Genomic DNA, 25,169 nt, shown 5'->3' on the forward strand with positions numbered 1-25,169 from the left:
GTCTCCGTCACTGCTCCAGCAGGCGCCGGGCGATGACCTGGGCCTGGATCTCGGCGGCACCCTCGAAGATCGAGAGGATGCGCGCGTCGCACAGCACGCGGCTGATCGGGTATTCCAGCGCGAAGCCGTTGCCGCCGTGGATCTGCAGGGCGTTGTCGGCCGCCGCCCAGGCGACGCGGGCGCCGAGCAGCTTCGCCATGCCGGCCTCGAGGTCGCAGCGCTTGCCCTCGTCCTTCTCGCGGGCGGAGAAGTAGGTGAGCTGGCGGGCGATATTGATCTCCACCGCCATCATCGCGAGCTTGTCGGCCACGCGCGGGAACTCGACCAGCGCCTTGCCGAACTGCACCCGCTCCTCGGCGTAGCGCAGGCCGATATCGAGGGCCGACTGCGCCACGCCGATGGCACGCGCGGCGGTCTGGATGCGGGCCGATTCGAAGGTCTGCATCAGTTGGGCGAAGCCCTTGCCCTCGACCTCGCCGAGCAGGTTGCCGGCGGGCACGGAGAAGCCCTCGAAGGAGAGTTCGTACTCCTTCATGCCGCGATAGCCGAGCACCTCGATCTCGCCGCCGGACAGGCCGTCGACGGGGAAGGGGTTCTCGTCCGAGCCGCGCGGCTTCTCGGCGATCAGCATGGAGAGGCCGCGGTGGCCCTTCTCCTCCGGCTTGGTGCGCACGAGGACCGTCATGATGTCGGCGCGCACGGGGTGGGTGATCCAGGTCTTGTTGCCCGTGATCTTCCAGACGTCGCCCTCCTTCACCGCCTTGGTGCGGAGCGAGGCGAGGTCGGAGCCGGTGTTCGGCTCGGTGAAGACGGCGGTCGGCAGGATCTCGCCCGACGCGATGCGCGGCAGGAAGCGTTGCTTCTGCTCCTCGGTGCCGCCGCACAGGATCAGCTCGGCGGCGATCTCGGAGCGGGTGCCGAGCGAGCCGACGCCGATATAGGCGCGGGACAATTCCTCCGAGACCACGCACATCGCGGCCTTGGGCATGCCCATGCCGCCGTATTCCTCGGGGATGGTGAGGCCGAACACGCCGAGTTCGGCCATCTTCTCGATGATCGCCATCGGGATGTAGGCGTTCTCGCGGTGCCACTCCTGGGCCTGCTCCACCACTTCGGCCTTGCCGAAGCGGCGCATCTCGGAGCGGATCGCCTCCATGTCCTCGTCGAGGCCCGAGACGCCGATCGTGGCCGCACCCGAGGTCGTGGCCTCGCGGATCTTGGCCACCAGCGCCGCGCGGTTGGCCGGCGTGTTGCCCTCGGCGATCGCCGCGTCGATGGCCGGCGTGCGCAGGGCGGCGAGTTCGGCCGCGGTGAAGCCGAGCGCCGTCGGGCGCACGATCTCGCCCTGGCTCATCGGGATGCCGCCGAACATCTGGTCGAGATACTCGCCGACGCCGATCTTCACGAGCAGCGCCTCGGTCTCGCCGAACATGCCCTCGCCCTGGAGGCGCTCGGCGTAGTCGGCGAGCTCGCGCACAGCCTCGCCGTAGGTGGCGAGCCAGGACAGGCCGTGGGCGGCGTGCTGCTCGCGCTCCAGCGCGCCCGCATCGAGCTTGCCCTCGGGACCCGTCACCCGCGCCTTCACGCGGGCGGTCGCCTCGGCGACGAGGGCCTTGGCGCCCGCGGCGGCGTCCTTGGCCAGGGCGACGAAATCGCTCGGGTCGTTGGCGGGCTGGATCGCGGGAGATGCTGCCATGGCGAACTCTCTTCTCGGGCGCTCTGAGCCGAAGTGGATGGCGTTCCGGTGTGACAGAGCGGGACTTCTAGGAAGATGGATGGTGGGTTTCTTTATAGACAGGATCGCCGGCACAATAGTGGTTTCTCATCGCCGCATCCCCCGTCTTTAGGCTGAATTCATCATACGGTTCACCGTGTTGGACGGGGTTGAGGACCGCTCGCCAGGCCGACGCCACCGGCGGCGACCGCCATGCCGGCGACCTGCATCGCCGTCAGCGTCTCACCGAACATGACGTAGGCGATCACCGCCGACACGGGCGGTACGAGGAACAGCAGCGAGGCGACGCCGGCCACGGCCCCGCGCCGGATCAGCGCCAGCAGCAGCAGAATGCCGCCGACCGAGTTCACGAGGACCGACCACGCCATGCCGAGGCCGAGGGGCAGGCTCGGGCTGAGCTGCGTCTCGCCGGCGACGAGCGCGAGCGGGACCGCGAAAGCGGTGCCGCCGACGAATTGCAGGCAGGCATTGGTGACGAGGTCGGTGCCGGCGCCACGCCGCTTCTGCCACAGCGTGCCGGCGGTCATCGCCAGCATGGCGGCGAGCGAGACGAGGAGGGCGATGGGCGGGATGCCGGCGGCATCAACCGCGCCGAGCTTCGGCCCGAGCACCAGCCCCGCCCCGAGGAAGCCGAGCCCGATCCCGGCCCAGCGCCTCGGCCCGACCCGCTCGCCGAGCAGCGGCTGCGACACGGCCGCCGTCAGCAGCGGCTGGAGGCTGCCCACCAGCGCCGCGATGCCGGCGGGCAGGCCGCGATGCACCGACCAGAACACGCCAGCCACGTAGATGCCCTGCATCAGCACGCCCGCGATCATGCCGTCGCGCCAGGCGGCGCCCGTCCGGGGCCAGCGCGCGCGGAGGGCGAACGCGAGGCCCGCCAGCACGAGCGCCACCAGGGCGAGGCGGACCGCGACGAAGGCCAGCGGCTCGGCGTAGGGCGCCACGTAGCGCGCGGCGACGAAACCGCTCGCCCAGATCAGCACGAAGGCGGCGGGGATCAGGCTGGAGAGAAGGCTCGACATGGCGCCCGGCAGGCAGCACGCGGCCGGTCCCGTGACAATCGGGAAAAGCTGAGGGCGGCCATGCCCCCATGTTGGGCCGCTCCCCGGCGCCGAAGCCGCGATCGGGGTAAACGGCCCGTCAACGCATTCCCGTTCATCTGGCTGTCTGTCAGCGAGAAAGTGCCCGGATCCGGATGACCCCCGCCGCCTTCATTGAGACGTGGAGCCGCAGCGAGCTGCGGGAGCGGCAGGGTGCTCAGACCCATTTCAACGACCTGTGCGCGCTGCTCGGCGAGCCGACCCCCGCCAAGGCCGACCCGACCGGACGGAGCTACTGCTTCGAGCGCGGTGCGACGAAGGTCGGTGGCGGCGATGGCTGGGCCGATGTGTGGAAGCGCGGCTGCTTCGGCTGGGAATACAAGGGCAAGCACAAGGATCTGAACGCGGCCCTGCGCCAGCTCCAGATCTACGCGCCCGACCTTGAGAACCCGCCCTACCTCGTCGTCTCCGACATGGAGCGGATCATCGTCCACACCAACTGGACGAACACGGTCCGGCGCATCCTCACCTACACCTTCGACGATCTGCGCGAACCGGCCAAGCTCGAACAGCTGCGGCAGGTCTTCCGCGGCTCGGACGCTCTGAAACCGGGCTTGAGCCCGCAGGAGTTGACCGCCAAGGTCGCCGAGCGCTTCGGCGATCTCGGCAAGCGCTTACAGGAGCGTGGGCACGCGCCCCAGGCGGTCGCGCATTTCCTCAACCGGGTCATCTTCTGCATGTTCGCCGAGGATGCCGAGCTGCTGCCCAAGGAGCTGTTCACCCGCATGGTGCTCGCCCTATCGCGGGTGCAGTACCACCAGCCCGCCAAGGCGGCGGCTCAGTTCGACGAGCTGTTCGCCAAGATGCGGGAGGGCGGCTTCTTCGGCGCCGATGTCATCGCGTGGTTCAACGGCGGCCTGTTCGATGCGGTGCCCGCACTCCCCCTGGAGCGGCAGGATCTTGAACTGATCGCCCGCACCGCCCGCGAGCACGACTGGTCGAACATCGATCCGGCGGTGTTCGGCACGATGTTCGAGGCCGCGCTCAACACGACCGGGCGCCGCGCGGCGCTCGGCGCGCACTACACCGACCGCGACAAGATCCTGAAGATCGTCGAGCCGGTGATCATCCGCCCGCTCGCGGCGGAATGGGCGACGGCCCTGGCAGCGATCCGCGAGCAGGCCGAGGCCATCGCGGCGGCGGATGACGAGCGCAAGGCGGTGCAGGAGCAGGCAGCGGCGGCTTTGGCGGAGGATGCCGCGGCCTACCGGGCCGGTGAGGCGGGCCGCCGCAAGCAGCTCGCGACCATCGCCCGGCGCCGGACGCTCGCCCTGAACGAGGCGACGGCGATCCGCGACCGGTTCGTCGATCGGCTCGCGACCTTCCGCGTGCTCGACCCCGCCTGCGGCTCGGGCAACTTCCTCTACGTGGCGCTGCACGCCCTGCGCGACATCGAGCTGCGCGCCCTCCTCGACGCCGACCGCCTCGGCGTGCCGCAGGCGCGGCCCCGGGTCGGTCTCGACGCCGTGCGCGGCATCGAGATCGAGGCCTACGCCGCCGAGCTCGCCCGCGTGACGCTGTGGATCGGCAACCTGCAATGGGAGCGCCGCAACGGCTACACCAACCCGCCCGAGCCGATCCTGCACAGCCTCGACACGATCGAGTGCCGCGACGCCCTGCTGAACCCGGATGGCAGCGAGGCGGTATGGCCCGAGGCGGACGTCATCGTCGGCAATCCGCCCTTCCTCGGCGGCAAGCGGCTGCGCGACGGCCTCGGCGACGAGACCGTCGAGCGGCTGTTCAAGACCTATCGCGGTCGCGTGCCGGCGGAGGCGGATTTCGTCTGCTACTGGGTGGAGAAGGCGTGGCGGGCCATCGGCGCGGGGTACAGCCGCCGCGCCGGGCTGGTGACGACCAACTCGATTCGGGGTGGCGCCAGCCGGCGGGTGCTGGAGCCGGTGGCGGATGCGGGCGCCCTGCGGGAAGCCTGGGCCGACGAGCCATGGGCGCTCGAAGGCGCTGCCGTGCGCGTGTCGATGATCGGGTTTGGAGATGCCTTCTCGGAATGTCGCCTCAACGGCAAGATCGTTAGGACAATCAATCCTGATCTTACCAATGAAGTGAATATTGCTCGCGCGCAGAAGCTTGTTGAAAATACACAGATAGCTTTTCAGGGTATAACAAAAGGTGCTGATTTCGAAGTCGACGCTGACAAGGCACGGGCATGGCTAGTTTTGCCCGCCAATCCCAATGGAAAAAAGAATCAAGCTGTCCTTGCTCCCATTATGAGCGGTGGCGATATTGTTAGGAAAAAAGAAGCAGGGTGGGTCATAGATTTTACAGGTATAAGCGAGGCCGATGCTGCGCTTTTTGAAGAGCCGTTCCAATACGTCAGAAACTATGTTTATCCGCAGAGATCTAAAAATCGAAGAGATCTATATAGACAAAATTGGTGGCTTTTCAGTGAGGTCAGGCCTGGATTCCGAAGAAAATTAAACGGGATTGAAAGATACATCGCCACCCCTAAAGTGGCACGGCAACGGGTATTTGTTTGGCTTCCGTCGAAGATATTGCCGGACAATCTAATTATAGCTATTGCGAGAGATGATGATATAACTATGGGGATTCTTTCTTCATCGTTTCATGAAAAGTGGTCTCTTCGCTCGGGTGCGTGGATAGGTGCTGGAAATGATCCGACCTATACACCATCGACTACCTTCGAAACTTTCCCCTTCCCGGAGGGGCTCACTCCGAACATCCCGGCCGCAGATTACGCCGACGATCCACGCGCGCAGAAAATTGCAGCGGCAGCGGTGGAGCTGAACCGGCTGCGCGAAAACTAGCTCAACCCGCCCGATCTCGTGCGGATCGAGCCGGAGGTCGTGCCCGGCTACCCCGACCGAATCCTGCCGAAGGACGCGGCCGCCGCGGCGGTTCTCAAGAAGCGCACGCTGACCAACCTCTACAACGAGCGTCCGACCTGGCTCGACAACGCCCACCGGGCGCTCGACGCGGCGGTGGCCGCCGCCTACGGCTGGCCGGCGGACCTGTCGGATGACGAGATCCTGGCGCGGCTGTTCGCGTTGAATCAGGAGCGCGCGGCGGCGGGCCGATGAGGGCTGTCCTGCGTTGACCCGGCGGCCGGGGCCCGTATGTCGCGGACGAATCTTCTCAGCGTGTCGCGGAACCCGTCGCCTTGAGCCGCCTCAAAAAGATCCTCGACGTGATGGGGCTGGCCGCGCAGCGCTTCGTCGCCCATGACGGCTGGGCGATCGCGAGCCACATCGCGCTGTCGATGCTGACCTCGCTGTTTCCGTTCCTGATCCTGCTCGCGGCGCTCGCCGGCCTGATCGGCACCAAGTCGCTGGCGGACGAGGCCGGCACGCTGATCTTCGACGCCGTGCCGCGGGAGGTGGCCAAGCCCATCGTCGGCGAGGTGCACCGCCTGCTCACCGAGCAGCGCGGCGGCGTGCTGACGCTCGGTGCGCTGCTCGCGCTCTACTTCTCGTCCTCCGGCGTCGAGTCGCTCCGGGTCGGGCTCAACCGAGCCTACGGCATCCGCGAGATGCGGCCCTGGTGGCTCACCCGGCTCGAATCGATCGGCTACGTGGTCTGCGGTGCCTTCGCGATGCTGGCCTTCGCGCTGCTCGTGGTGCTGGGGCCGCTGATCTGGCGCCAGCTCGTCTTCGTGGCGCCGGGGCTGGAGCCGCTGGGCCTCACCGTCGCCATCGGCCGGATCGGCGTCACCGCCTTCCTGATCGCGCTCGTTCTCGTGATCGCCCACAAATTCGTCGCCGCCGGGCGGCGCCCGGTCCTGTCGGTGCTGCCGGGCATCGCCGTGACGCTCGGCCTGTGGTTCCTCGCCGGCCTCGGCTTCGGCTTCTACCTCGACCGGTTCTCGAACGCCTACGCCTCCACCTATGGCGGCCTCGCGACCGCGATGATCTTCCTGGTGTTCCTCTACTGGCTCGCGGCGATGTTTCTGTTCGGCGGCGAGATCAACGGCACGATCATCGCGGCGCGGCGTCAGCGGCTTCAGGCGCGGATGCGGGCGCGTCAGGCGGAAGCGGCGCGGGTGGCGAACCCGCTGCCGTGATCTCGCCCATCAGCTTGCGCTCGCGGGCGAGTTCCGCGAGCCGCTCGATCCGGATGTTCGGGGGCGGCAGGTCGATCACGAAGCGCTCGGCCATCTCGCCGAGGACGAAATCGGGCCGGACCTCTTCGAGATAGCGCCAGTCGATTCCCGTCGACCACAGGAAATGCACCTCGCGGAAGGTGTCGGCGAAGAGCGCGGTCAGCGTCGCGACCGGGCTGTGGGCGGTGTGCTGGGCGTAGGAATCGCCGAAGATCACGAGGCGGCGCGGGTCGGCCTTCGGGTCGTCGTTGCGGAACACCGCGTGCGTGCCGAGATGAGCATCGCCGCCGCGCCCGAGGGCCTCCATCTCCCGCAGGAGATCGTTGGCGTGGACGCGCCGGGCCCGGCTCGCGAATGCCGTGCCCTCCGCGAGCTCCGCGCGATGGGGGGCGAACTTGCGGCCGAGATCGCCCGAGAAGGGGAGGGCGGTGCGGTCCCGCCGGGCCTCGATGTCGTCCCGCGGGCGGACGCCCATCCGCGCCACGACGGTGCGGTAGGCGAGAACGCAGCCCTCAAACGTCCAGTGGGTGTCGGTGCGCAGATAGAGCGGTGGGCCGTCCTTCGCCGCCCGGAACGCGCCCGCGAGATCGACCCAGGCGCGGGCGCCGGGCGAGGCAGTGAGCCAGCGGGCGAGCCGCAGGGCCGGGGCGCGGGCCGGATCGAAGACGAGCTCTTCCGCGCGTTCGGGATGGACGGTGAGCTTTTCCGGGGCGAGGGCGTGGAGGTAGGTCGCGCCGAGCCGGGCACAGCGCCGCACCCGCGTCTCGATCATCCGCCGCCAGCGCCACAGCGTCGCCCGGGAGACGCCCGGCCGGCCGTATTGCTCCAGCACTCGGTTGTTGCCGCGGATCAGGAACAGCCAGCCGTCCCGGCCCTCGTACACATCAGCGGCCGGGTCGGGGGCGGAGATCATGGGGTGGTTCTAGCGGGGCGGACGGCCGCCGCCAAACCCTCCCCCTCTGCGGGGGAGGGGGCCCGCGGAAGGGGGAGGGATCTGCCGGTGCGTGACCTATCCGCCGAACAGCCGCTTGAGGCCGGCGAGCAGGCCGCCGCTGCGGGCGGGCTCCTGCGCCTTCGTCTCGGACGCCGTCGGCGCCGGGGCGGAAGCCTTGGGTGCGGCAACGACGGTCTGGACCAGGCCGAGCGCCGCCGTGTCCGTGGTCTCGCGGTCGATCAGGATCAGGCTGCCGGTGTCGCGGTTCTCGACATACGGATCGACGGCGATCTGACGGTCGAGGGTCAGGGTCACGTCGCCGATATCGTTGACCGCGAGCTTGTCGGCCGGGCCGGCCTGCCCGGTCTCCGGGTCGATCCGGCGGTGGACCGCCTTCACCACGGCGTTGACCGTCTGCGTGCCGACCTTGGCCCACAGGCTGGCGCCGGGGACGAGATCGGATTCGGCGGCCCAGAACAGGCGCACGTCGAGGCTGTCGGTCAGCGTCAGCGGCGCGTCCGAAGTCGCGATCACCGCGCCGCGGGAGGCGTCGACCTCGTCGGCGAGCACCAGCGTCACCGACTGTCCCTCGCTCGCCCGCTCCAGATCGCCATCGGCGGTGAAGATGCGGGCGATGGTCGAGGTCTTGCCCGAGGGCGCGACGGTGACGGCGTCGCCCGGCGCCACCGAACCGCTCGCGATCAGCCCCGAAAAGCCGCGGAAGTCGGAATTCGGGCGGTTCACCCACTGCACCGGCATGCGGAAGGCGGCGGCGCGCTCCTCCGACTTAACCGGCACCTCTTCGAGGTAGCGCAGCAGCGGAACGCCGTCGTACCAGGTCGCGGCGGTGCCCGGCAGCACGACGTTGTCGCCGTTCTTGGCCGAGAGCGGGATCGCCCGCACCTCGGAAAAGTTCAGCGGCGCGGCAAATGCCTGGAAGCCCGAGAGGATCGCCTCGAACTTGTCCTGCGACCAGCCGACGAGATCCATCTTGTTGATGGCGAGCGCGACCCGGTGGATGCCGAGCAGCGAGACCAGCAGCGCGTGGCGCCGGGTCTGGCGGGTCAGCCCGTGGCGGGCGTCTACCAGGATCACGGCGACGTCGGCGGTCGAGGCGCCGGTCGCCATGTTGCGGGTATACTGCTCGTGGCCGGGGGTATCGGCGACGATGAAGGAGCGCCGGTCGGTCGAGAAGAAGCGATAGGCGACGTCGATGGTGATGCCCTGCTCGCGCTCGGCCTGGAGCCCGTCGACCAGCAGGGCGAGATCGACCTCGGCCCCCTGCGTGCCGTGCTTGCGCGAATCGCGCTGCAGCGCCGTCACCTGATCGTCGAAGATCTGCTTGGTGTCGTGCAGGAGCCGCCCGATCAGGGTGGACTTGCCGTCATCGACGGAGCCGCAGGTGATGAAGCGCAGCACTTCCTTGGACTGATGCTTGCGCAGGAAGGCTTCGTAGCCGAACGCTTCCGGAGACTGATGGATCGTCATCAGAAGTAGCCCTCCTGCTTCTTGCGCTCCATGGCGCCGGCGCCGTCCTTGTCGATGACCCGGCCCTGGCGCTCCGAGGTGCGGGCGGCGAGCGTCTCGCCGATGATCTCCGGCAGGGTCGCGGCCGGGCTCTCGACCGCGCCGGTCAGCGGGTAGCAGCCGAGCGTGCGGAACCGAACTTTCCGCAGTTCCGGCGTCTCACCGGCTTCGAGCGGCAGCCGCTCGTCGTCCACCATGATCAGCTGGCCATCGCGCTCCACCACCGGCCGCTCGGCGGCGAAGTAGAGCGGGACGATCGGAATGTTTTCCTGCTCGATGTAGAGCCAGATATCCAACTCGGTCCAATTGGACAGCGGGAACACGCGAAAACTCTCGCCGCGCCGCTTCTTGAAATTGTAGAGGTGCCACGGCTCGGCGCGCTGGCGCTTGGGATCCCAGCGGTGCTGCGCGTTGCGCAAGCTGACGATGCGCTCCTTGGCGCGAGACGCCTCCTCGTCGCGGCGGGCGCCGCCGAAGGCCACGTCGAACTTGTGCTTGTCGAGCGCCTGACGCAGGGCCTGCGTCTTCATCACGTCGGTATGCACTTCCGAGCCGTGGCTCACCGGGCCGATGCCCTTGGCGAGACCCTCCTGGTTCGTGTGCACGATGAGTTCGAGGCCGAGTTCCTTCGCGCGCCGGTCGCGGAAGGCGATCATCTCGCGGAACTTCCAGGTCGTGTCGATGTGCATCAGGGGAAACGGCAGGCGCCCCGGCGCGAAGGCCTTCAGCGCCAGATGCAGCAGCACCGACGAATCCTTGCCGATCGAGTAGAGCATCACCGGGTTCTCGGCCTCGGCGACCGCCTCGCGGAAGATGTGGATGCTCTCGGCCTCCAGGCGCTGGAGATGCGTCAGGCGGGTGCGCGCGGGCGCGGCGACGGCGGCGCTCATCAGACCAGTTCCCTTCTGTGTTCGCGTAAGGTGGCGGCGCTCGCCGGCTCCTCGAAAGCGGCGGCTTCCTGACCGGGCGCCACGTCGCTTTCGGGCCTGTGCAGATGCAGGCCGCATTCCTTCTTGGATTCCTGCTCCCACCACCAGCGGCCCGCCCGCTCGTCCTCGCCGATCTTCACGGCGCGGGTGCAGGGGGCGCAGCCGATCGAGGGGAAGCCGCGGTCGTGCAGGGTGTTGTAGGGGATGAAGTTGTCGCGCACGAAGCGATCGACGTCGGCGCGCGACCAGTCGGCGAGCGGGTTGACCTTGATCAGGCCGCGGCCCTCGTCGGCCTCGGCCAGCGGCGTGTCGGCCCGGTTGGCGGATTGCCCGGCGCGCAGGCCGGTGAACCACGCCGCCGCGCCCTCCAGCGCCCGGCCCAGCGGCTCGACCTTGCGGAAGCCGCAGCAGGCCTGCCGCGCGGCGACCGAGTGGCGAAAGCCGTTGATGCCCTCGCGCGCGACGAACTCTTCTTCCGAAACACGCTCGGGCGCGTAGGCGCGGATGCGGATGCCGTAGGCGGCCTCCGTCTCGGTCCAGACGTCGTAGGTCTCGGGGAAGAGCCGGCCGGTATCGAGCGTGACGATCTCCGTGCGGCCCTTGTTCAGGGCGAGCGCATGCGTGAGCGCCTGATCCTCGATGCCGAGGCTGGTTGTGAAGACGAGCCGGCCCGGGATGCGGTCCTCGACGAGGCGGATGCGCCCCCGGAGGTCCAGCCCCGCCATCTCCCCGGCGAGGTCCCCGGCCGCCCGGACGAGGGCAGCGGTCATGTGCGTAAATTCGGTTGCCTGCTTGTCGGAGTTCTGAGATGTTCGCTATAACGAACGCTGTCAAGGCGTAGGGCCCGCCGCGAACGCAATTCACCGCTGCGGCGCGAATGGCACGGCAACGGTTGCCGCGGCGGATCGTTGCCCGACTAGAAAAGAATCTTCTCAGTGCGGCGCCAGAACTGGCCTGTCGCGGCGCTTCGGAAGCCGCCCACGAGCGCATCCTCGCCACCAGCTTCGGAGAGGCCCCTTGGACTCGATCGACCTGAAGATCCTCGCGCTCCTGCAGAAGGATGCCACGCTCTCCATCGCCGCCATCGGCGAGCAGGTCGGGCTGTCGCAGACGCCCTGCTGGAAGCGGATCCAGCGCCTTGAGGCCGACGGCGTGATCGACCGACGCGTGGCCGTGCTCGATCCGGTCAAGCTCGGCCTTGGCCTCACCGTCTTTGTCTCCATCGAGACCGCCGACCATTCCAAGGACTGGCTCGAGCAATTCGCCGACCGAATCTCGGCCATGCCGGAAGTGCTCGAATTCTACCGGATGGCCGGCGACGTCGACTACATGCTGCGCGTCGTCGTGGCCGACATGGCGGCCTACGACACCTTCTATAAGAACCTGATCGCGACGCTTCCTCTCAAGAATGTGACCTCGCGCTTCGCCATGGAGAAGGTGAAGTCGACCACCGCCCTACCGCTGCCGGTCCCCCCGCCACGGGGGCGCTCCGAGCCGAGGCTCTCGGTGGTTGGGGAATAATTTTCTTTTTTGCGACGCAACAACGAACAATCTCTTCTCTCTGCGGGGCGTTCTTTAAAACGGACGTTTCGACGTTGACAGCGGCGCTCCGGCGGACGACATGGCACCCACGATGTCCAGGCAAGCACTCCTCCCCCGCACGGCTCCGTTCGGAGACCAGGAACGGGCTCATCTCGACGCGGCGCTCGGCGCGGCGACGCCGATCCAGCGCGCGTGGCTGACCGGCTTCCTCGCCGGGCTCGACGCGGCGTCCGGCCAGCCGGCCGCGGCGGCGCCCGCCCCCATCGCGCCCCCCAAGGCCGCCGAGCCGCTGACGATCCTGTTCGCGTCCGAATCGGGCAACTCGGAAAAGCTCGCGAGCGACGTGGGCAAGCTCGCGCGCAAGCAGGGCTTCAAGCCGAAGGTCGTCGATTTCGCAGACCTCGACCTCGCCACGCTGCCGAAGGCCGGCAAGGTCATCGCCATCGCCGCGACCTGGGGCGAGGGCGAGCCGCCGGCCCGCGCGGTGCGCGCCTATGGCGAGCTGATGGGCGATGCGGCGCCGCGGCTGGAGGGCGTGCAGTTCGGCGTGCTGGCGCTCGGCGATACGAGCTACGCGGAGTTCTGCGCGATCGGAAAGGCGCTCGATGCCCGCTTCGAGGCGCTCGGCGCCAAGCGCGCCTATGACCGTGCCGATCTCGACCTCGATTTCGAGAAGCCGGCGGCCGACTGGATCAAGGGCGCGCTGAAGGCGCTGGCCCCGGCCGAGGCCCCGAGCGACAACGTCGTGGCGGTCGATTTCCGCGCCGGCAGCGAGGATGAGGACGCCGAGGTCAGCCGCGAGCCGGTGGTGGTCGAGGTGATCGACCACGTGAACCTCAACTCCTCGCGCTCCGACAAGGAGACGATCCACCTCGCCCTCGAATTCGAGGACGGGGCGCCGGCCTACGAGCCAGGCGATTCGCTGGAGATCTTTCCGGAGAACGACCCGCAGCTCGTGGACGAGATCCTGCGCGCGACAGGGCTGTCCGGTGACGAGGGCCTGCGCCGGGCCCTGCTCGCCGAGCGCGACATCACCACGCTGTCGTCCACCACGGTCGAGCGCTTCGCCAAGGCCACGGGCCATGCGGACGCGAAAGCATTCGCGGAGAGCGGCGAGGTGAAGGCCTGGATCGAGGGCCGGCACCTGATCGACCTGATCGAGCGCTTCCCCGCCGAGCTGACCGCCGAGCATCTCAACACCGTGACCCGGCCGCTGCCGCCGCGGGCCTATTCCATCGCCTCGTCGCGCAAGGAAGTCGGCGACGAGGTCCACCTCACCATCGCCGCCGTGCGCTACGAGACCCACGGCCGCGCCCGGTCCGGCGTCGCCTCGGTGCATGTGGCCGACCGCATCAAGAACGGCGCCAAGCTGCGGGTGCGGGTGAAGCCGAACAAGCACTTCCGCCTGCCCTCGGACGGCTCCACCGACATCATCATGGTCGGCCCCGGCACCGGCGTCGCCCCGTTCCGCGCCTTCGTGCAGGAGCGCCGCGCCACCGAGGCACCCGGCCGCTCGTGGCTGTTCTTCGGCGACCGCCACTTCACCCACGACTTCCTGTACCAGCTCGAATGGCAGGACGCGCTGGAGGACGGCTCGCTCGCCAAGATCGACGTGGCCTTCTCCCGCGACCAGCCGGAGAAGGTCTACGTGCAGGACCGGATCGACCAGAACGCCGCCGAGGTGGTGGCGTGGCTCGACGGCGGCGCCCATTTCTACGTCTGCGGTGATGCCAAGAACATGGCGCGTGACGTGCGCGCCGCGGTGGTGCGGGCCTTCGAGACCGTGAAGGGCCTGAGCAGCGCCGATGCCGAGGCGCATGTCGCCTCGCTGGAGCGGGCCAAGCGCTACCAGCAGGACGTTTACTGAAGTTCACCTAGCCCTCCCCCCGACAGATCTTGGGCTTGCCCAAGGTCTGCAATAGGGTTGCCCAAATCGGGCAAGCCCGATTTGGTTGGGGGTAGGGTGCCGAGCGCAGCGAGGCGGGAGAGGGGCAGCGCGACGGCGCCGAGGAAGGCGCGGCCCGTGCTGTCGAAACTTTTCCGGATAGGGCGCTCCCCTCTCCCGACCCTCGCCGACGCGAGGGCCACCCTCCCCCGCAGAGGGGGGAGGGCTGAGTGCGAAACGGATCACCGCCATGGACGACCACAAGCCGATCGACACCCCTGACGGCCCCGCCGTGGACACGCCCGGCATCGGCGCGCACCGCTACGAGACGCCGCCGACCGACCGTCCGATCACGGAGGCCGAGGCCGCGCGCGCCGCGGGGCTCGCGCATAACGAGCACCTGAAGATCGCTAGCCGCTACCTGCGCGGGGGCTTGGCCGACGGGCTCCTCAAGCACGCCACCGGCGCAATCTCTGAGGACGACGGCCAACTCGTCAAGTTCCACGGCATGTACATGCAGGACGACCGGGACATCCGGGCGGAGCGCACCAAGAAGAAGCTCGAGAAGGCCTACAGCTTCATGATCCGCCTGCGCATCGCGGGCGGCGTCGTGACGCCGAAGCAGTGGCTGATCCTCGACGACATCGCCACGACCTATGCCGGCGGGGCCCTGCGCGCGACCACGCGCCAGACGTTCCAGTATCACGGCGTGATCAAGTCGAACCTCAAGCGCACCATGGCGGCGATCAACTCGGCGCTGCTCGACACCATCGCGGCCTGCGGCGACGTCAACCGCAACGTCATGGCGGCGACAAACCCGGCTCAGGCCGGCGCGCACCAGGCCGCGCTCAAGCTCGCCAAGGACATCTCCGACACCCTGCTGCCGAAGACCGGCGCGTGGCGTGAGATCTGGCTCGACGGTGAGCGCGTGGTCGGCGGCGAGGATGAGGCGGAGATCGAGCCGATCTACGGCAAGACCTACCTGCCGCGGAAGTTCAAGACCGTGGTCGCGGTGCCGCCCTCGAACGAGGTCGACATCTTCGCCCACGATCTCGGCTTCATCGCCATCCTCGACAAGAAGAACCGGGTGACGGGCTGGAACGTGACTGTCGGCGGCGGCATGGGCATGACCCATGGCGAGACCGACACCTTCCCCCGCACCGCCGACGTGCTCGGCTTCGTGAAGCCCGAGGATGCGCTAAAGGCGGCCGAAGCGGTGATGACGGTCCAGCGCGACTGGGGCAACCGCAAGAACCGCAAGAACGCCCGGCTCAAATACACGATCGAGCGGTTCGGCCTCGACGCCTTCCGGGCGGAGGTCGAGAAGCGCATCGGCAAGAAGCTCGGCGAACCCAAGCCCTTCACCTTCGAGAACAACGGCGACCGCTACGGCTGGGTCGAGGGCGAGGACGGACGCCACCACCTGACGCTCTACGTGCCGTCGGGCCGGATCAAGGACATCGACGGCGGTCCGCAATTCCTCTCGGGCCTGCGCCGCATCGCCGAGGTGCACGAGGGTGATTTCCGCCTCACCGGCAACCAGAACGTCATCATCGCCAACGTGCCGGCGGGCAAGAAGCCTGAGATCGACGCGCTGGTCGACGAGTACGGCCTGACCCGGGGCGCCTCGGCGATCCGCCGCAACGCGCTCGCCTGCGTGGCGCTGCCGACCTGCGGGCTGGCGCTGGCCGAGAGCGAGCGCTACCTGCCCGACCTGCTCACCGAGTTGGAGGAGAGCCTCGCCCGCCACGGGCTGCAGGACGAGCCCATCACGATCCGCTCGACCGGCTGCCCCAATGGCTGCGCCCGGCCGTTCATCTCGGAAATCGGCCTCGTCGGCCGCGGCCCCGAGCGCTACCACCTCTATCTCGGCGCCGCCTTCGACGGCTCCCGGCTGAGCAAGCTCTACCGCGAAGATGTGCTGGCCAGCGAGATCAAGGACACGCTGGAGCCGCTGTTCGCCGCCTACGCCAAGGACCGGCAGCCGGGCGAGCATTTCGGCGATTTCGTGATCCGCGCCGGCTTCGTGGCCAAGACGAGCAACGGGCCGGACTTCCACGAGCGGACGGGTCCGCTGCGGGCGGCGTGACGGCTTTTTCCACGCGCACGGCCGGGGCGAAGTCTCCGGCCGTGCGCGGCCGTAACCTTGTCGAGCCGCTTCAGGCCGGCACCACCGCCACGTTGTCGATGAGCCGCGTGCGGCCGAGATAGGCCGCCACCAGCACCCGCGCCTCGCGCTCGGCCCGGGCCACGGGCGCCAGCGTCTGCGCGTCGCGCACCTCCAGATATTGCACCGGCCCGAAGCCCGCCGACTCCAGCGCGGCGATGCCCTCCGCGACGAGCGGAGCCGCCTCGGCGCCGCGGGCGAGGCGACCGGCCATGTCGGCGAGCACCGCGTGCAGGCGCGGCGCGATTTCGCGCTCGCGGGGGTCGAGATAGCGGTTGCGCGAGGACAGGGCGAGGCCGTCCGCCTCGCGGAGCGTCGGCACGCCCTCGATGGTCACCGCCAGATCGAGGTCGCGGACGACCGAGCGGATCACCTGCAACTGCTGGAAATCCTTCTCGCCGAACAGGGCCAGATCGGGCCGGACCTGATTGATGAGCTTGGTCACCACGGTGGCGACGCCGGAGAAATGGCCGGGCCGGACCGCGCCGCACAGGCCCTCCGCCGCCGGGCCGGGCTCGATCCGGGTCGAGAACCCCGTCGGGTACATGGTCTCGACGGAGGGGAGCCACGCCGCGTCGGTGCCGGCCCGCGAGAGCAGATCGAGGTCGGCCTCGGTGTCGCGCGGATAGCGCGAAAAATCCTCGTTCGGGCCGAACTGAGTCGGGTTCACGAAGATGCTGACGACGGCGCGCCGGCCGATCGCCTTGGCATGCGCCACGAGGGCGAGGTGGCCCGCGTGCAGCGCACCCATGGTCGGCACCAGCACGATCCGGTCGCCGCCCTGCCGCCACGCATCGACCCGCGCGCGCAGGGCCTCAAGATTGTCGAAGCGGAGGGTGGTGTCGGACATCGGGCGGCTCGGCATCGGGAAACACGCGCCGCACAGGTAAGCCCCCCGGCCGCGGGACGCCAGCGTTTCACCCCCGGCTCAAGGGCAGTAGCGCAGGGGCCGATCGAACGGGTCGTCGTAGCCGAGGCCGGGGCGGAAGCCGTAATAGCTCGGCTTGCCCAATCCATATTCCGAGCCGACATAGCTCGGATCGTCCGGCGCGTTGGTCGGCACCGGGGCGATGCGCGGTGCGCAAGCCACGAGGCGTCGCGGCCGAAGCCGGGGCGGCCCGTCGCTCAGGGCATCCCCGTCCCCGCGGGGGAAGAAGCGCGGCGCCGGGAGCGGACCGGCGGCAGGACCCGGCTCGAACGGCGGCAGGTCGGCGGCGGCGGCGGACGAGCCGAGGAGACCGACGGCGAGGAGAGCGCCGAGGGCCCGCTGCCAACCGCCCGTCATCGCATCGCTCTCCCGCTCCCACACCGACGATGCGTCGCAGGTCATGGTGAATGGATCGTTACCGCTCACGCCCGCGGATAGACGATGACCGAGAGATAGGTCATCGGCGTCTTGAGCAGTTTGGCCGGGCCGTGCAGGCCGTTCGAGTCGAACATCAGCGCGTCGCCCGGCTCCAGGTGATAATCCTGGCCCGAATGGTGATAGATCACCTCGCCGGTCAGCATGTAGATGAATTCCGTGCCGATATGGCGGAAGCTCGTATAGGCCTCGGCCTCGTCCTGCAGGGTGATGAGGTAGGGCTCCACCACCACGTCGCCGCGGATGCCGGCGCCGAGCAGCTCGTAGAGATGCCCGACCTTGGTGCCGCGCCGCTCGATCGGCACGCCCTGGCCGCGCTTCACGTGGCTGCAGTCGCGGGTCTCCTCGAAGGCGGCGAAGAGAGCGGTGATTGGCACGTTGAGGGCCGACGCGATGGCGTTGATCGAGGCCAGCGAGGGCGAGATCGCGCCGTTCTCGATCTTCGAGATCATGCCCGGCGAGATGCCGGCCGCGCTGCCGAGATCGGCTACCGACAGGTCGCGCTCGCGCCGCAGCAGGCGCACCTGATGGCCCAGCGCCTTCTCCAGGGGGCGCTCCTCGACGACGGGCGCGTTCGACGCTGTGCTCAGCATGGATCCCGGACTGCTCCTTTCGCCGTTGCGGCGCGAAAACCATTATGACGCAGGATTTCGAGGACGCCACCGGGCACAGTTGTTGAGAATCGTAAGTCGTCGTCGGTCCGACGCCTGATCTCGGACGGTGAAAACCGGCAAAGCCAGGGCTCAAGTTGCTGTTCCGGCTCGCATTCGTCCCGATACCGGCGGCTTCAAGAGACGGAAAAAGGGACCGGCGCTGTCCGCGCCGGTCCCTTCACCGTGCCGTCCGTCGATCCAAAAAAATCCTAGAACGGGATGTCGTCGTCGAGGTCGTAGTTCGGCTTGCCGCCACCGCCGCCGCCACCGCCCGAGGAGGGCCGGCGGTCGCCGCCGCCGGAGCGGCTGGAGCCGTAATCGTCGCGTCCGGCGCCGCGGTCGCCACCCCGGTCGCCGCCGCGGCTGATCTGGCCGCCGCCCTCGTCGTCGCCCGCGAAGTCGCCGCCGCCACCGCCGCGCCCGTCAAGAATCGTCATCTCGCCGCGGAAGCGCTGCAGCACCACCTCGGTGGTGTACTTCTCGGCGCCCGACTGGTCGGTCCACTTCCGCGTCTGGAGCTGGCCCTCGATGTAGACCTTCGAGCCCTTGCGCAGGTACTGCTCCGCCACGCGGGCAAGGTTCTCGTTGTAGATCACGACCGAGTGCCACTCGGTCTTCTCCTTGCGCTCGCCGGACATCTTGTCCTTCCAGGACTCCGACGTCGCGATTCGCAGGTTGACCACGGGATCGCCCGAGGCCAGGCGCCGGGTCTCGGGATCGCGCCCGAGATTGCCGACCAGAATCACCTTGTTGACGCTGCCCGCCATCTCATCTCTCCATCCGGTCCGATCTCACAGGGCATTTCGATACGCCCGCGATGGCGGCGACTCTTGAGCGTGCCGCCCCCTCTGGGCAAGCCATCTGCGGCTCTTGTGCACGCTAACCACCGGGTGCTGCGGCCATCGTGAATGTTCTATCTATGTTCTAATCGTCCGACAAGCGCGGTCGCGCCCGTCGGAGCCGAAATTTCGTCAGGCCACTTTCACCACGAGCTTGCCGAAATTGGCGCCCTTGAGCATCCCGGCGAAGGCGGCCGGGGCATTCTCCAGGCCCTCCACCACGTCCTCGCGCGCCTTGACCCGTCCGGCCCGGAGCCAGCCGCCGACATCCCTCAGGAAGTCGTCCTGCATCGCGGCGAAATCCCAGACGATGAAGCCGCGCAGGGTCAGGCGCTTGGTGAGGATGGCGCGCATCAGAACCGGGGAGCGGTCGGGGCCGGGGGGCAGTTCGCTCAGATTGTAGCCCGCGACGAGGCCGCAGACCGGGACCCGCGCGAAGTCGTTGAGCAGCGGCAGCACCGCGTCGAACACGGCGCCGCCGACATTCTCGAAATACACGTCGATCCCCTCGGGGCAGGCACGGGCCAGCGCCTCGGGGAAGTCGCCGGCACGGTGATCGACGGCCGCGTCGAAGCCGAGCGTCTCGGTGAGATAGGCGCATTTCTCCGCGCCCCCGGCGATGCCGACGGCCCGCGCGCCCTTGATGCGGGCGATTTGGCCGACGAGAGAGCCGACCGGTCCGGCGGCGGCGGCCACCACGACGGTCTCGCCCGGGCGCGGGCGGCCGATCTCGAGGAGACCGGTATAGGCGGTCATGCCGGGCATGCCGAGGATGCCGAGGAACTGGCTCGGCGGCCCGTCCGCAGGATCCAGACGGCGCAGATCCCGCCCGTCCGAGATCGCGAATTCTTGCCAGCCGGAGTTGCTCAGCACGAGATCGCCCTCGGCGAAGGCCGGGTTCTCCGAGGCGACCACTTCGCTCACCGTCTGGCCGACCATGGTCTCGCCGATCTCGACCGGCTTGGCGTAGGACTTTGCCGCGCTCATCCGCCCGCGCATGTAGGGATCGAGGGAGAGCCAGCGGGTCCGCAGCAGAACCTCCCCCGCCTTGGGGACCGGGGTGCGTCCCTCTTCGAAGCGGAAATGTTCGGGTTTCGGCTCACCGTGCGGGCGCGCGGCCAGCACGATCCGACGGTTGACGACTGCCATGGAGCGCTCCGGCGTTGTTCAGGACGGAACCGGGCAGATGGGTCGCGCGCTGGTTCCGGCAATGCGAGGCAGCGATGTGCGGAGATCGGGGATGGGGTGGAGGATGGCGGCCCTGACAATCGGGATGGTGGCATTGGCTGGCCCCTCCGGAGCGGCGGGGACCGATCCGCTGGCGGTCTACCGCTGGAAGTCGCGGGTGCTGGTGCTGGCCGCGGGCGATGCCGGCGATTCCCGCCTCGCCGTGCAGCGGCAGGCCCTCGCCTCGGCACGGGCCGGCGCGTCCGAGCGCGACCTCGTCACCGTCGAGGCGGTGGGACAGGGGCCTGACGCGGTGGCCCTGCGGCGCCGTCTCGGCCTTCCGGGCGACGCCTTCCGGGCCGTCCTCGTCGGCAAGGACGGCGGCGCCAAGCTCACGTCGGAGGAGCCGATTCCGCCCCAGCGCCTGTTCTCGACCATCGATGCCATGCCGATGCGGCAGGACGAGGCGAAGCGGCGCTGATCCGCCAAAGAGAAGGGGCCGCGAGCGGCCCCTTCCTCATCTCCGATGATCGCGTGATCAGTAGCAGCGCTCGACCAGGACGCGGCGGTAGCCGTAGGGCGTCCAGGTCAGGCGCGGGACGGTGTAGCAGCCGCCGCTGTAATAGGGGTCGTAACCCACGGTCGTGTAGCCGTAGGGACCACCCCAGCCGCCGTAGCCGTAGGGATAGCCGTAGGCGCCGTAGAGGCTGCCCGCAGCGAGGCCGAGGCCCAGTCCGAGGCCGACGCCGCCCCAGCCGACACCGCGCCGGTAACCCCAGCCACCACCGCGCCAGCCGCCATAGCCGCCACGCCAGCCGCCGAAGCCGGCTCCGCGGTAGAATCCGCCCCGGCCCGCGAACCCGCCACCGAAGCGCGGGCCACCGAAGCCGCCGCCCCGGAAGCCGCCGAATCCACCGCCGAAGCGGGGACCGCCGAAACCACCGCCGCGGAACCCGCCACCGCCGAAGCCGCCACCATGGAAACCGCCGCCGAAGCCGGGACGGGCATCGGCGGTCGCTGGGATCATCATCAGCGCGCCGGCCATCGCAGCCGAGGCCAGAACAACCCTTTTCATCAGATCGTCTCCACCCGAGAGAGAGAACTTCGCCAACCCCCCGTTCGCTGTGAACGCCCGACGGGAAAATTCGGTCCCTGCGACCTCTGGTCCCGAGACCGTCGCGGCCGGGAGGAGGGCCGATGCGGTCAGGATGCCCGCTTGAATGCTGCCATGCTTTCGCGCGAGGAGGGCACATACGGTCGAGCCTGCGTCCGACAGGCGGCCGCCAGACAGGAACCGCCCGCCCGTGACGCGCCGCCTCGCCGTTCTCGTCCCCGCCCTCGTCCCCGCCCTCGTGCCCGCCCTCGTGCCCGCCGTCTTCGCCGCGCTCGTCGCCGTCCTCGGTCCGCCCGCTGCCGCGCCGGTCCGGGCGCAACCGGCCGCCGCCGCGGCGAAGGGGCCGTGCCAGGGGGTCGAGTTCGAGGGGCAGCCCTACACCGTCTGCACCGTCGACCTGCGGCGGGAGCGCGTGCGGCTGTTCTGGCTCGGCGCGGACGGGCTGCCCTACGGCTCGCTGTCGAGCCTCGCCGATCGGCAGGGCCGGGGCCTGAGCTTCGCCATGAATGCCGGCATGTACGACAAGGGTCAGGCCCCGGTCGGGCTCTATGTCGAGGACGGGCGCGAGATGAAGAGCGTCTCCACCGCCAACGGGCCGGGCAATTTCCACCTCAAGCCGAACGGCGTCTTCTACGTGAAGGGCGACCGCGCCGGGGTGCTCGACACCGCCCGCTACCTGCGCGCCAAGCCCGCGCCCAATTTCGCTACGCAGTCGGGGCCGATGCTGGTGGTCGAGGGCAAGATCCATCCAAAAATCTCGGCGGACGGCCCGAGCCAGAAGATCCGCAACGGCGTCGGCGTGCGCGACGGCGGACGCGTGGCGGTGTTCGCGATTTCGGAGCGCCCGGTGACCTTCGGCGCCTTCGCCCGCCTGTTCAAGGACAGCCTCGGCTGCCGCAACGCGCTGTTCCTCGACGGCAGCGTGTCGAGTCTCTACGCGCCGGGCCTCGGCCGGTCCGACCTCAGCCGCCCGCTCGGGCCGCTGGTGGGGGCTGTGGGGAAGTAGCGTCTTCCGATCCACGTCCTCATCCTCAGGTGCCGCGAAGCGGCCTCGAAGAAGGCTCCAGGGATCGCAGGGGACCTGGAGGATCCTTCGAGGCTCCGCTCTCGCTCCGCAGCTCGGGATGAGGGTCGAGGCTCAGAGAGGGGGCGTTACCGCTGCCCGAAGGCGGCACTCTTGAACAGGTCCTTGTACTGGTGCGGCTGACTGCGCCAGTACTGCTTCGGCGCCCGCACCTGCGCCCCGAGTTCGGCCGCGGCGTGCCAGGGCCAGCGGGGATCGTAGAGCATTGCGCGGGCGAGCGAGACCGCATCGGCCTTGCCCTCGGCAAGAATGCTTTCGGCCTGCCGCGCCTCGGTGATGAGGCCGACGGCGATGGTGGTGAGCCCGGTCTCCGCCTTGATCCGCTCGGCGAAGGGCACCTGATAGCCGGGCCCCACGGGGATCTTCTGCGCTGTCGACAGGCCGCCGGTGGAGACGTGGATGGCCGCCGCGCCCCGGCTCTTGAGGGCGCGGGCGAGTTCCAGCGTCTGGTCGAGGTCCCAGCCCTCCTCGACCCAGTCTGTCGCCGAGACGCGCATCCAGACCGGCTTGCCCGCCGGCACGGCCTCGCGCACCGCCTCGAAGCATTCGAGCGGGAACCGCATGCGGTTCTCCAGGCTGCCGCCGTACTGGTCGTCTCGGCGGTTGGAGAGCGGCGACAGGAACTGGTGCAGCAGATAGCCGTGGGCGCCGTGCAGCTCGACCGCATCGATGCCGAGGCGCATGGCGCGCCGCGCCGTGGCGACGAAGCCGTCGCGCACCCGCTTCAGGCCCTCCGCGTCGAGGGCGTGCGGCGGCACCTCGCCCTGCGCATGGGGAATCGCCGAGGGTGCCTCGGTGAGCCAGCCGTCGGCGGCTTGCGGAGCGATCTGCGCGCCGCCCTCCCAGGGGGCACGGCTCGACGCCTTGGGGCCGGCATGGTTGATCTGGATCGCCACCGGGATCGGCGCGTAGCCGCGCACCGCGTCGAGCACGCGGGCCAGCGCCCGCTCGGTGGCATCGTCGTAGAGGCCGAGGTCGCCCGGTGAGATCCGCGCCTCCGGCGAGACCGCCGTCGCCTCCAGGGTGAGGAGGCCGGCGCCCGACTGCGCGAGCTGGCCGAGATGCATCAGGTGCCAGTCGGTCGCCGCGCCGGCCAGCGCCGAGTACTGACACATCGGCGCGATGATGATGCGGTTTTCGAGCTCCAGGTCGTCCAGGCGCAGGGGCTCGAACAGGCGGGCGGACATCGGCGGGCTCCGGGAGCGGGGTCGGCAACTGGCGGCCTATCTGGGACAGGCGGGTCCCGGCCACCAGCCCGGAACCGCGCATGGGACACCCGAGATCCCACCACAAGATCCCGGGTGCAGGCTTCCCCCGGCGGCCGGCTCCCCCATCTCACCCCGTGCGCAGCGCGATGAGGGCCGTTCGGGATGGGGTTGCTGGTCGAGGGCGAGTGGCACGACAAGGGCTACGACACCTCCAAATCCGGCGGGCGCTTCGAGCGCTCGGCCGCCGCCTTCCGCAACTGGGTGACGCCCGACGGTGCGCCCGGCCCCTCGGGCGAGGGCGGGTTCGAGGGCGAGGCGGGGCGCTATCACCTCATCGTCGCGCTCGCCTGCCCCTGGGCCCACCGCACCCTGATCGTGCGCCGGCTGAAAGGTCTGGAGGAGGCGATCTCGGTCTCGGTGGTCTCGCCGTACATGCGAGAGGAGGGCTGGGTCTTTCAGGCCGAGGAGGAGGGCGGCGTGCCGGGCTCGACCGCCGATCCGCTGTTCGGCGCCAAGCGGCTCTACGAGATCTATGTCCGCGCCAAGCCGGACTATTCCGGACGCGTCACCGTGCCGGTGCTGTGGGACAAGCGGCGCGGGACCATCGTCTCGAACGAATCGGCCGAGATCATCCGGATGCTGAACGGCGCCTTCGGCGCGTCCGGGCCGGACCTCTACCCGGAGGCCCTTCGCGGCGAGATCGATGCGATCAACGGGCGCGTCTACGACCGGGTCAACAACGGGGTCTACAAGGCGGGCTTCGCCACTACGCAAGAGGCCTACGAGGACGCCTTCACCGCCCTGTTCGCCGAACTCGACGCGCTCGAAGACCGGCTCGACCGGCAGCGCTACCTCTGCGGATCGGCGCTGACCGAGGCCGACATCCGCCTGTTCACCACCCTGGTGCGGTTCGATGCGGTCTATGTCGGGCACTTCAAGTGCAACCGGCGGCGGATCGCCGACTACCCCAATCTGTCGAACTATCTGCGTGACCTCTACGCCCTGCCGGGCGTGGCGGAGACGGTGAACCTCGACCAGATCAAGCGCCACTATTACGGCAGTCATCCGGGCATCAACCCGACGGGAATCGTGCCGCTCGGTCCCGAACTCGACTTCGATGCGCCCAACGATCGCGCCCTGCGCTTTGCCGGTTGAACACAGCCGCCCCGCAGGAAATATCCATCGCGACAAGCGGCAACCAAGGCCGCCCAGGAGGAACACCACGCCATGACGACCCGTTCGCGCGCGCCGCTTCTCGCGCTCCTCGGCCTGCTCGCCGCAGCGCCGGCCTCGGCCCAGCAGGCCGAGGTGACCATGACCGGCCGGTGCGAGCGGCTGGTGATCGGCGGCCTCGACATCACCCAGAACTGCAAGGAACAGCTCGTCAACACGGTCTCGCGCGGGCGCACCACCTTCGATTTCGCCGCCTGGGACGGGCAGTCGCTGAGCTTCAGCGGCGCGGGGGCGCAGCACGAGCAGACCGAGGAGACCGAGCAGCTTCAGCCGATCAGCCTCGTGGTGCCGGGCATGAAGAACAGCGAGGGCATCGTCCGCAGTCCCGCACCTGCGGTCGGTGCCTGCAAGTTCTCGCGCCCGGAGCCGGGCAAGACCATGATCGCCTGCGAGGCGACCTCGCAGGGCAAGACCTATGCGGGCGTGTTCATCACCGATGCGAAGTCCACCGCCGAGCCCGGTCGGGACGGGGCCAAGGATGCTGCGACGGACGCGGCGAAGGAGAAGCCTTCCGGCGCGCCGAAGCCCTGAGCGGGATTCGTTCCCCGAAGGAGACACGAAAACGTCTGGTCAGCGGCGCGGCGAAGCCCCATGTAACGGGCTGCTGCGCTGCA

23 protein-coding genes are annotated in these 25,169 nt (G+C 69.1%); 10 read left to right on the forward strand and 13 right to left on the reverse strand.

The features are described 5' to 3' along the window. Window positions 1–7: 7 nt before the first annotated feature. Both MPPM_RS11545 and MPPM_RS11550 read right to left on the reverse strand, forming a co-directional pair. A complete protein-coding gene (locus tag MPPM_RS11545) occupies window positions 8–1,696 on the reverse strand; it encodes an acyl-CoA dehydrogenase family protein (RefSeq protein WP_096485182.1) in 1,689 nt (562 codons plus the stop codon). A 170-nt stretch (window positions 1,697–1,866) separates the two neighbouring features. Then, on the reverse strand, window positions 1,867–2,757 hold the full coding sequence (locus MPPM_RS11550; protein ID WP_096485183.1) for a DMT family transporter: 891 nt from the start codon (window positions 2,755–2,757) through the stop codon (window positions 1,867–1,869). A 173-nt stretch (window positions 2,758–2,930) separates the two neighbouring features. On the opposite strand from MPPM_RS11550, the gene MPPM_RS11555 reads away from it, so the two are divergent. The 3 genes from MPPM_RS11555 to MPPM_RS11560 all read left to right on the forward strand — a co-directional run bounded on the left by MPPM_RS11555 (window position 2,931) and on the right by MPPM_RS11560 (window position 6,871). After that, complete coding sequence (locus MPPM_RS11555) at window positions 2,931–5,618, forward strand: class I SAM-dependent DNA methyltransferase (RefSeq protein WP_197705072.1); 2,688 nt, start codon at window positions 2,931–2,933, stop codon at window positions 5,616–5,618. An 18-nt stretch (window positions 5,619–5,636) separates the two neighbouring features. Then, the gene (locus tag MPPM_RS28690; RefSeq protein ID WP_197705073.1) at window positions 5,637–5,891 is read left to right on the forward strand and encodes a type IIL restriction-modification enzyme MmeI; all 255 of its coding nucleotides are present in this window, start codon (window positions 5,637–5,639) and stop codon (window positions 5,889–5,891) included. Window positions 5,892–6,001: 110 nt separating this feature from the next. After that, window positions 6,002–6,871 (forward strand): YihY/virulence factor BrkB family protein, encoded by an 870-nt coding sequence (locus tag MPPM_RS11560; protein ID WP_244573569.1) that lies wholly within the window; start codon window positions 6,002–6,004, stop codon window positions 6,869–6,871. Here the strand turns inward: MPPM_RS11560 and MPPM_RS11565 are convergent. The 4 genes from MPPM_RS11565 to MPPM_RS11580 all read right to left on the reverse strand — a co-directional run bounded on the left by MPPM_RS11565 (window position 6,786) and on the right by MPPM_RS11580 (window position 11,070). Then, entirely contained in the window at window positions 6,786–7,823 is a 1,038-nt protein-coding gene (locus MPPM_RS11565; protein ID WP_096485185.1) for an alginate O-acetyltransferase AlgX-related protein, read from the reverse strand. The genes MPPM_RS11560 and MPPM_RS11565 overlap by 86 nt on opposite strands. A gap of 96 nt (window positions 7,824–7,919) precedes the next feature. Next, window positions 7,920–9,332, reverse strand: a complete 1,413-nt coding sequence (gene cysN / locus MPPM_RS11570; RefSeq protein WP_096485186.1) for a sulfate adenylyltransferase subunit CysN — start codon at window positions 9,330–9,332, stop codon at window positions 7,920–7,922. Next, window positions 9,332–10,261: a sulfate adenylyltransferase subunit CysD gene (gene cysD / locus MPPM_RS11575; RefSeq protein WP_096485187.1), complete on the reverse strand. Its 930-nt coding sequence runs from the start codon at window positions 10,259–10,261 to the stop codon at window positions 9,332–9,334. Before cysD ends, cysN begins: the two co-directional genes overlap by 1 nt. Then, complete coding sequence (locus MPPM_RS11580) at window positions 10,261–11,070, reverse strand: phosphoadenylyl-sulfate reductase (RefSeq protein WP_096485188.1); 810 nt, start codon at window positions 11,068–11,070, stop codon at window positions 10,261–10,263. The genes cysD and MPPM_RS11580 overlap by 1 nt, the downstream gene beginning before the upstream one ends. Window positions 11,071–11,317: 247 nt before the next feature. Here MPPM_RS11580 and MPPM_RS11585 point away from each other — a divergent pair, with 247 nt between their 5' ends. From MPPM_RS11585 to MPPM_RS11595, 3 genes are all read left to right on the forward strand, one after another. Continuing rightward, window positions 11,318–11,821, forward strand: a complete 504-nt coding sequence (locus tag MPPM_RS11585; protein WP_096485189.1) for an Lrp/AsnC family transcriptional regulator — start codon at window positions 11,318–11,320, stop codon at window positions 11,819–11,821. 112 nt (window positions 11,822–11,933) lie between these two features. Continuing rightward, entirely contained in the window at window positions 11,934–13,709 is a 1,776-nt protein-coding gene (locus MPPM_RS11590) for a diflavin oxidoreductase (RefSeq protein WP_096485190.1), read from the forward strand. 268 nt (window positions 13,710–13,977) lie between these two features. Then, the gene (locus tag MPPM_RS11595; protein ID WP_096485191.1) at window positions 13,978–15,816 is read left to right on the forward strand and encodes an NADPH-dependent assimilatory sulfite reductase hemoprotein subunit; all 1,839 of its coding nucleotides are present in this window, start codon (window positions 13,978–13,980) and stop codon (window positions 15,814–15,816) included. A 70-nt stretch (window positions 15,817–15,886) separates the two neighbouring features. On the opposite strand, the gene panC is transcribed toward MPPM_RS11595, so the two are convergent. The 5 genes from panC to curA form a co-directional block, all read right to left on the reverse strand. Next, window positions 15,887–16,759, reverse strand: coding sequence for a pantoate--beta-alanine ligase (panC, locus tag MPPM_RS11600; RefSeq protein WP_432419847.1), 873 nt, complete (start codon window positions 16,757–16,759; stop codon window positions 15,887–15,889). Between the two features lie 63 nt (window positions 16,760–16,822). After that, a complete protein-coding gene (locus tag MPPM_RS11605) occupies window positions 16,823–17,179 on the reverse strand; it encodes a hypothetical protein (RefSeq protein ID WP_096487814.1) in 357 nt (118 codons plus the stop codon). A gap of 65 nt (window positions 17,180–17,244) precedes the next feature. Beyond that, complete coding sequence (locus MPPM_RS11610; RefSeq protein WP_096485193.1) at window positions 17,245–17,850, reverse strand: helix-turn-helix domain-containing protein; 606 nt, start codon at window positions 17,848–17,850, stop codon at window positions 17,245–17,247. A 269-nt stretch (window positions 17,851–18,119) separates the two neighbouring features. Further along, the gene (gene ssb, locus MPPM_RS11615) at window positions 18,120–18,677 is read right to left on the reverse strand and encodes a single-stranded DNA-binding protein (protein ID WP_096485194.1); all 558 of its coding nucleotides are present in this window, start codon (window positions 18,675–18,677) and stop codon (window positions 18,120–18,122) included. 204 nt (window positions 18,678–18,881) lie between these two features. After that, the gene (curA, locus tag MPPM_RS11620) at window positions 18,882–19,898 is read right to left on the reverse strand and encodes an NADPH-dependent curcumin/dihydrocurcumin reductase (protein ID WP_096485195.1); all 1,017 of its coding nucleotides are present in this window, start codon (window positions 19,896–19,898) and stop codon (window positions 18,882–18,884) included. A 91-nt stretch (window positions 19,899–19,989) separates the two neighbouring features. Here curA and MPPM_RS11625 point away from each other — a divergent pair, with 91 nt between their 5' ends. After that, window positions 19,990–20,397, forward strand: coding sequence for a DUF4174 domain-containing protein (locus MPPM_RS11625; RefSeq protein ID WP_096485196.1), 408 nt, complete (start codon window positions 19,990–19,992; stop codon window positions 20,395–20,397). A gap of 57 nt (window positions 20,398–20,454) precedes the next feature. Here MPPM_RS11625 and MPPM_RS11630 read toward each other — a convergent pair whose 3' ends face one another. Next, complete coding sequence (locus MPPM_RS11630; RefSeq protein ID WP_096485197.1) at window positions 20,455–20,991, reverse strand: hypothetical protein; 537 nt, start codon at window positions 20,989–20,991, stop codon at window positions 20,455–20,457. A 229-nt stretch (window positions 20,992–21,220) separates the two neighbouring features. On the opposite strand from MPPM_RS11630, the gene MPPM_RS11635 reads away from it, so the two are divergent. Continuing rightward, window positions 21,221–22,036 carry a phosphodiester glycosidase family protein gene (locus MPPM_RS11635; RefSeq protein WP_096485198.1) on the forward strand — a complete coding sequence of 272 codons (816 nt, stop codon included), beginning with the start codon at window positions 21,221–21,223 and terminating at the stop codon, window positions 22,034–22,036. 146 nt (window positions 22,037–22,182) lie between these two features. Here MPPM_RS11635 and MPPM_RS11640 read toward each other — a convergent pair whose 3' ends face one another. Beyond that, complete coding sequence (locus MPPM_RS11640) at window positions 22,183–23,301, reverse strand: NADH:flavin oxidoreductase/NADH oxidase (protein WP_096485199.1); 1,119 nt, start codon at window positions 23,299–23,301, stop codon at window positions 22,183–22,185. Window positions 23,302–23,484: 183 nt separating this feature from the next. On the opposite strand from MPPM_RS11640, the gene MPPM_RS11645 reads away from it, so the two are divergent. Together MPPM_RS11645 and MPPM_RS11650 are read left to right on the forward strand one after the other, a co-directional pair. Then, a complete protein-coding gene (locus MPPM_RS11645) occupies window positions 23,485–24,477 on the forward strand; it encodes a glutathione S-transferase family protein (protein ID WP_096485200.1) in 993 nt (330 codons plus the stop codon). Between the two features lie 72 nt (window positions 24,478–24,549). Next, window positions 24,550–25,086 carry a hypothetical protein gene (locus tag MPPM_RS11650; protein ID WP_096485201.1) on the forward strand — a complete coding sequence of 179 codons (537 nt, stop codon included), beginning with the start codon at window positions 24,550–24,552 and terminating at the stop codon, window positions 25,084–25,086. Window positions 25,087–25,169: the final 83 nt, after the last annotated feature.

It is taken from the genome of Methylorubrum populi, from assembly GCF_002355515.1.
GTDB classification, from domain to species: Bacteria; Pseudomonadota; Alphaproteobacteria; order Rhizobiales; family Beijerinckiaceae; genus Methylobacterium; species Methylobacterium populi_A.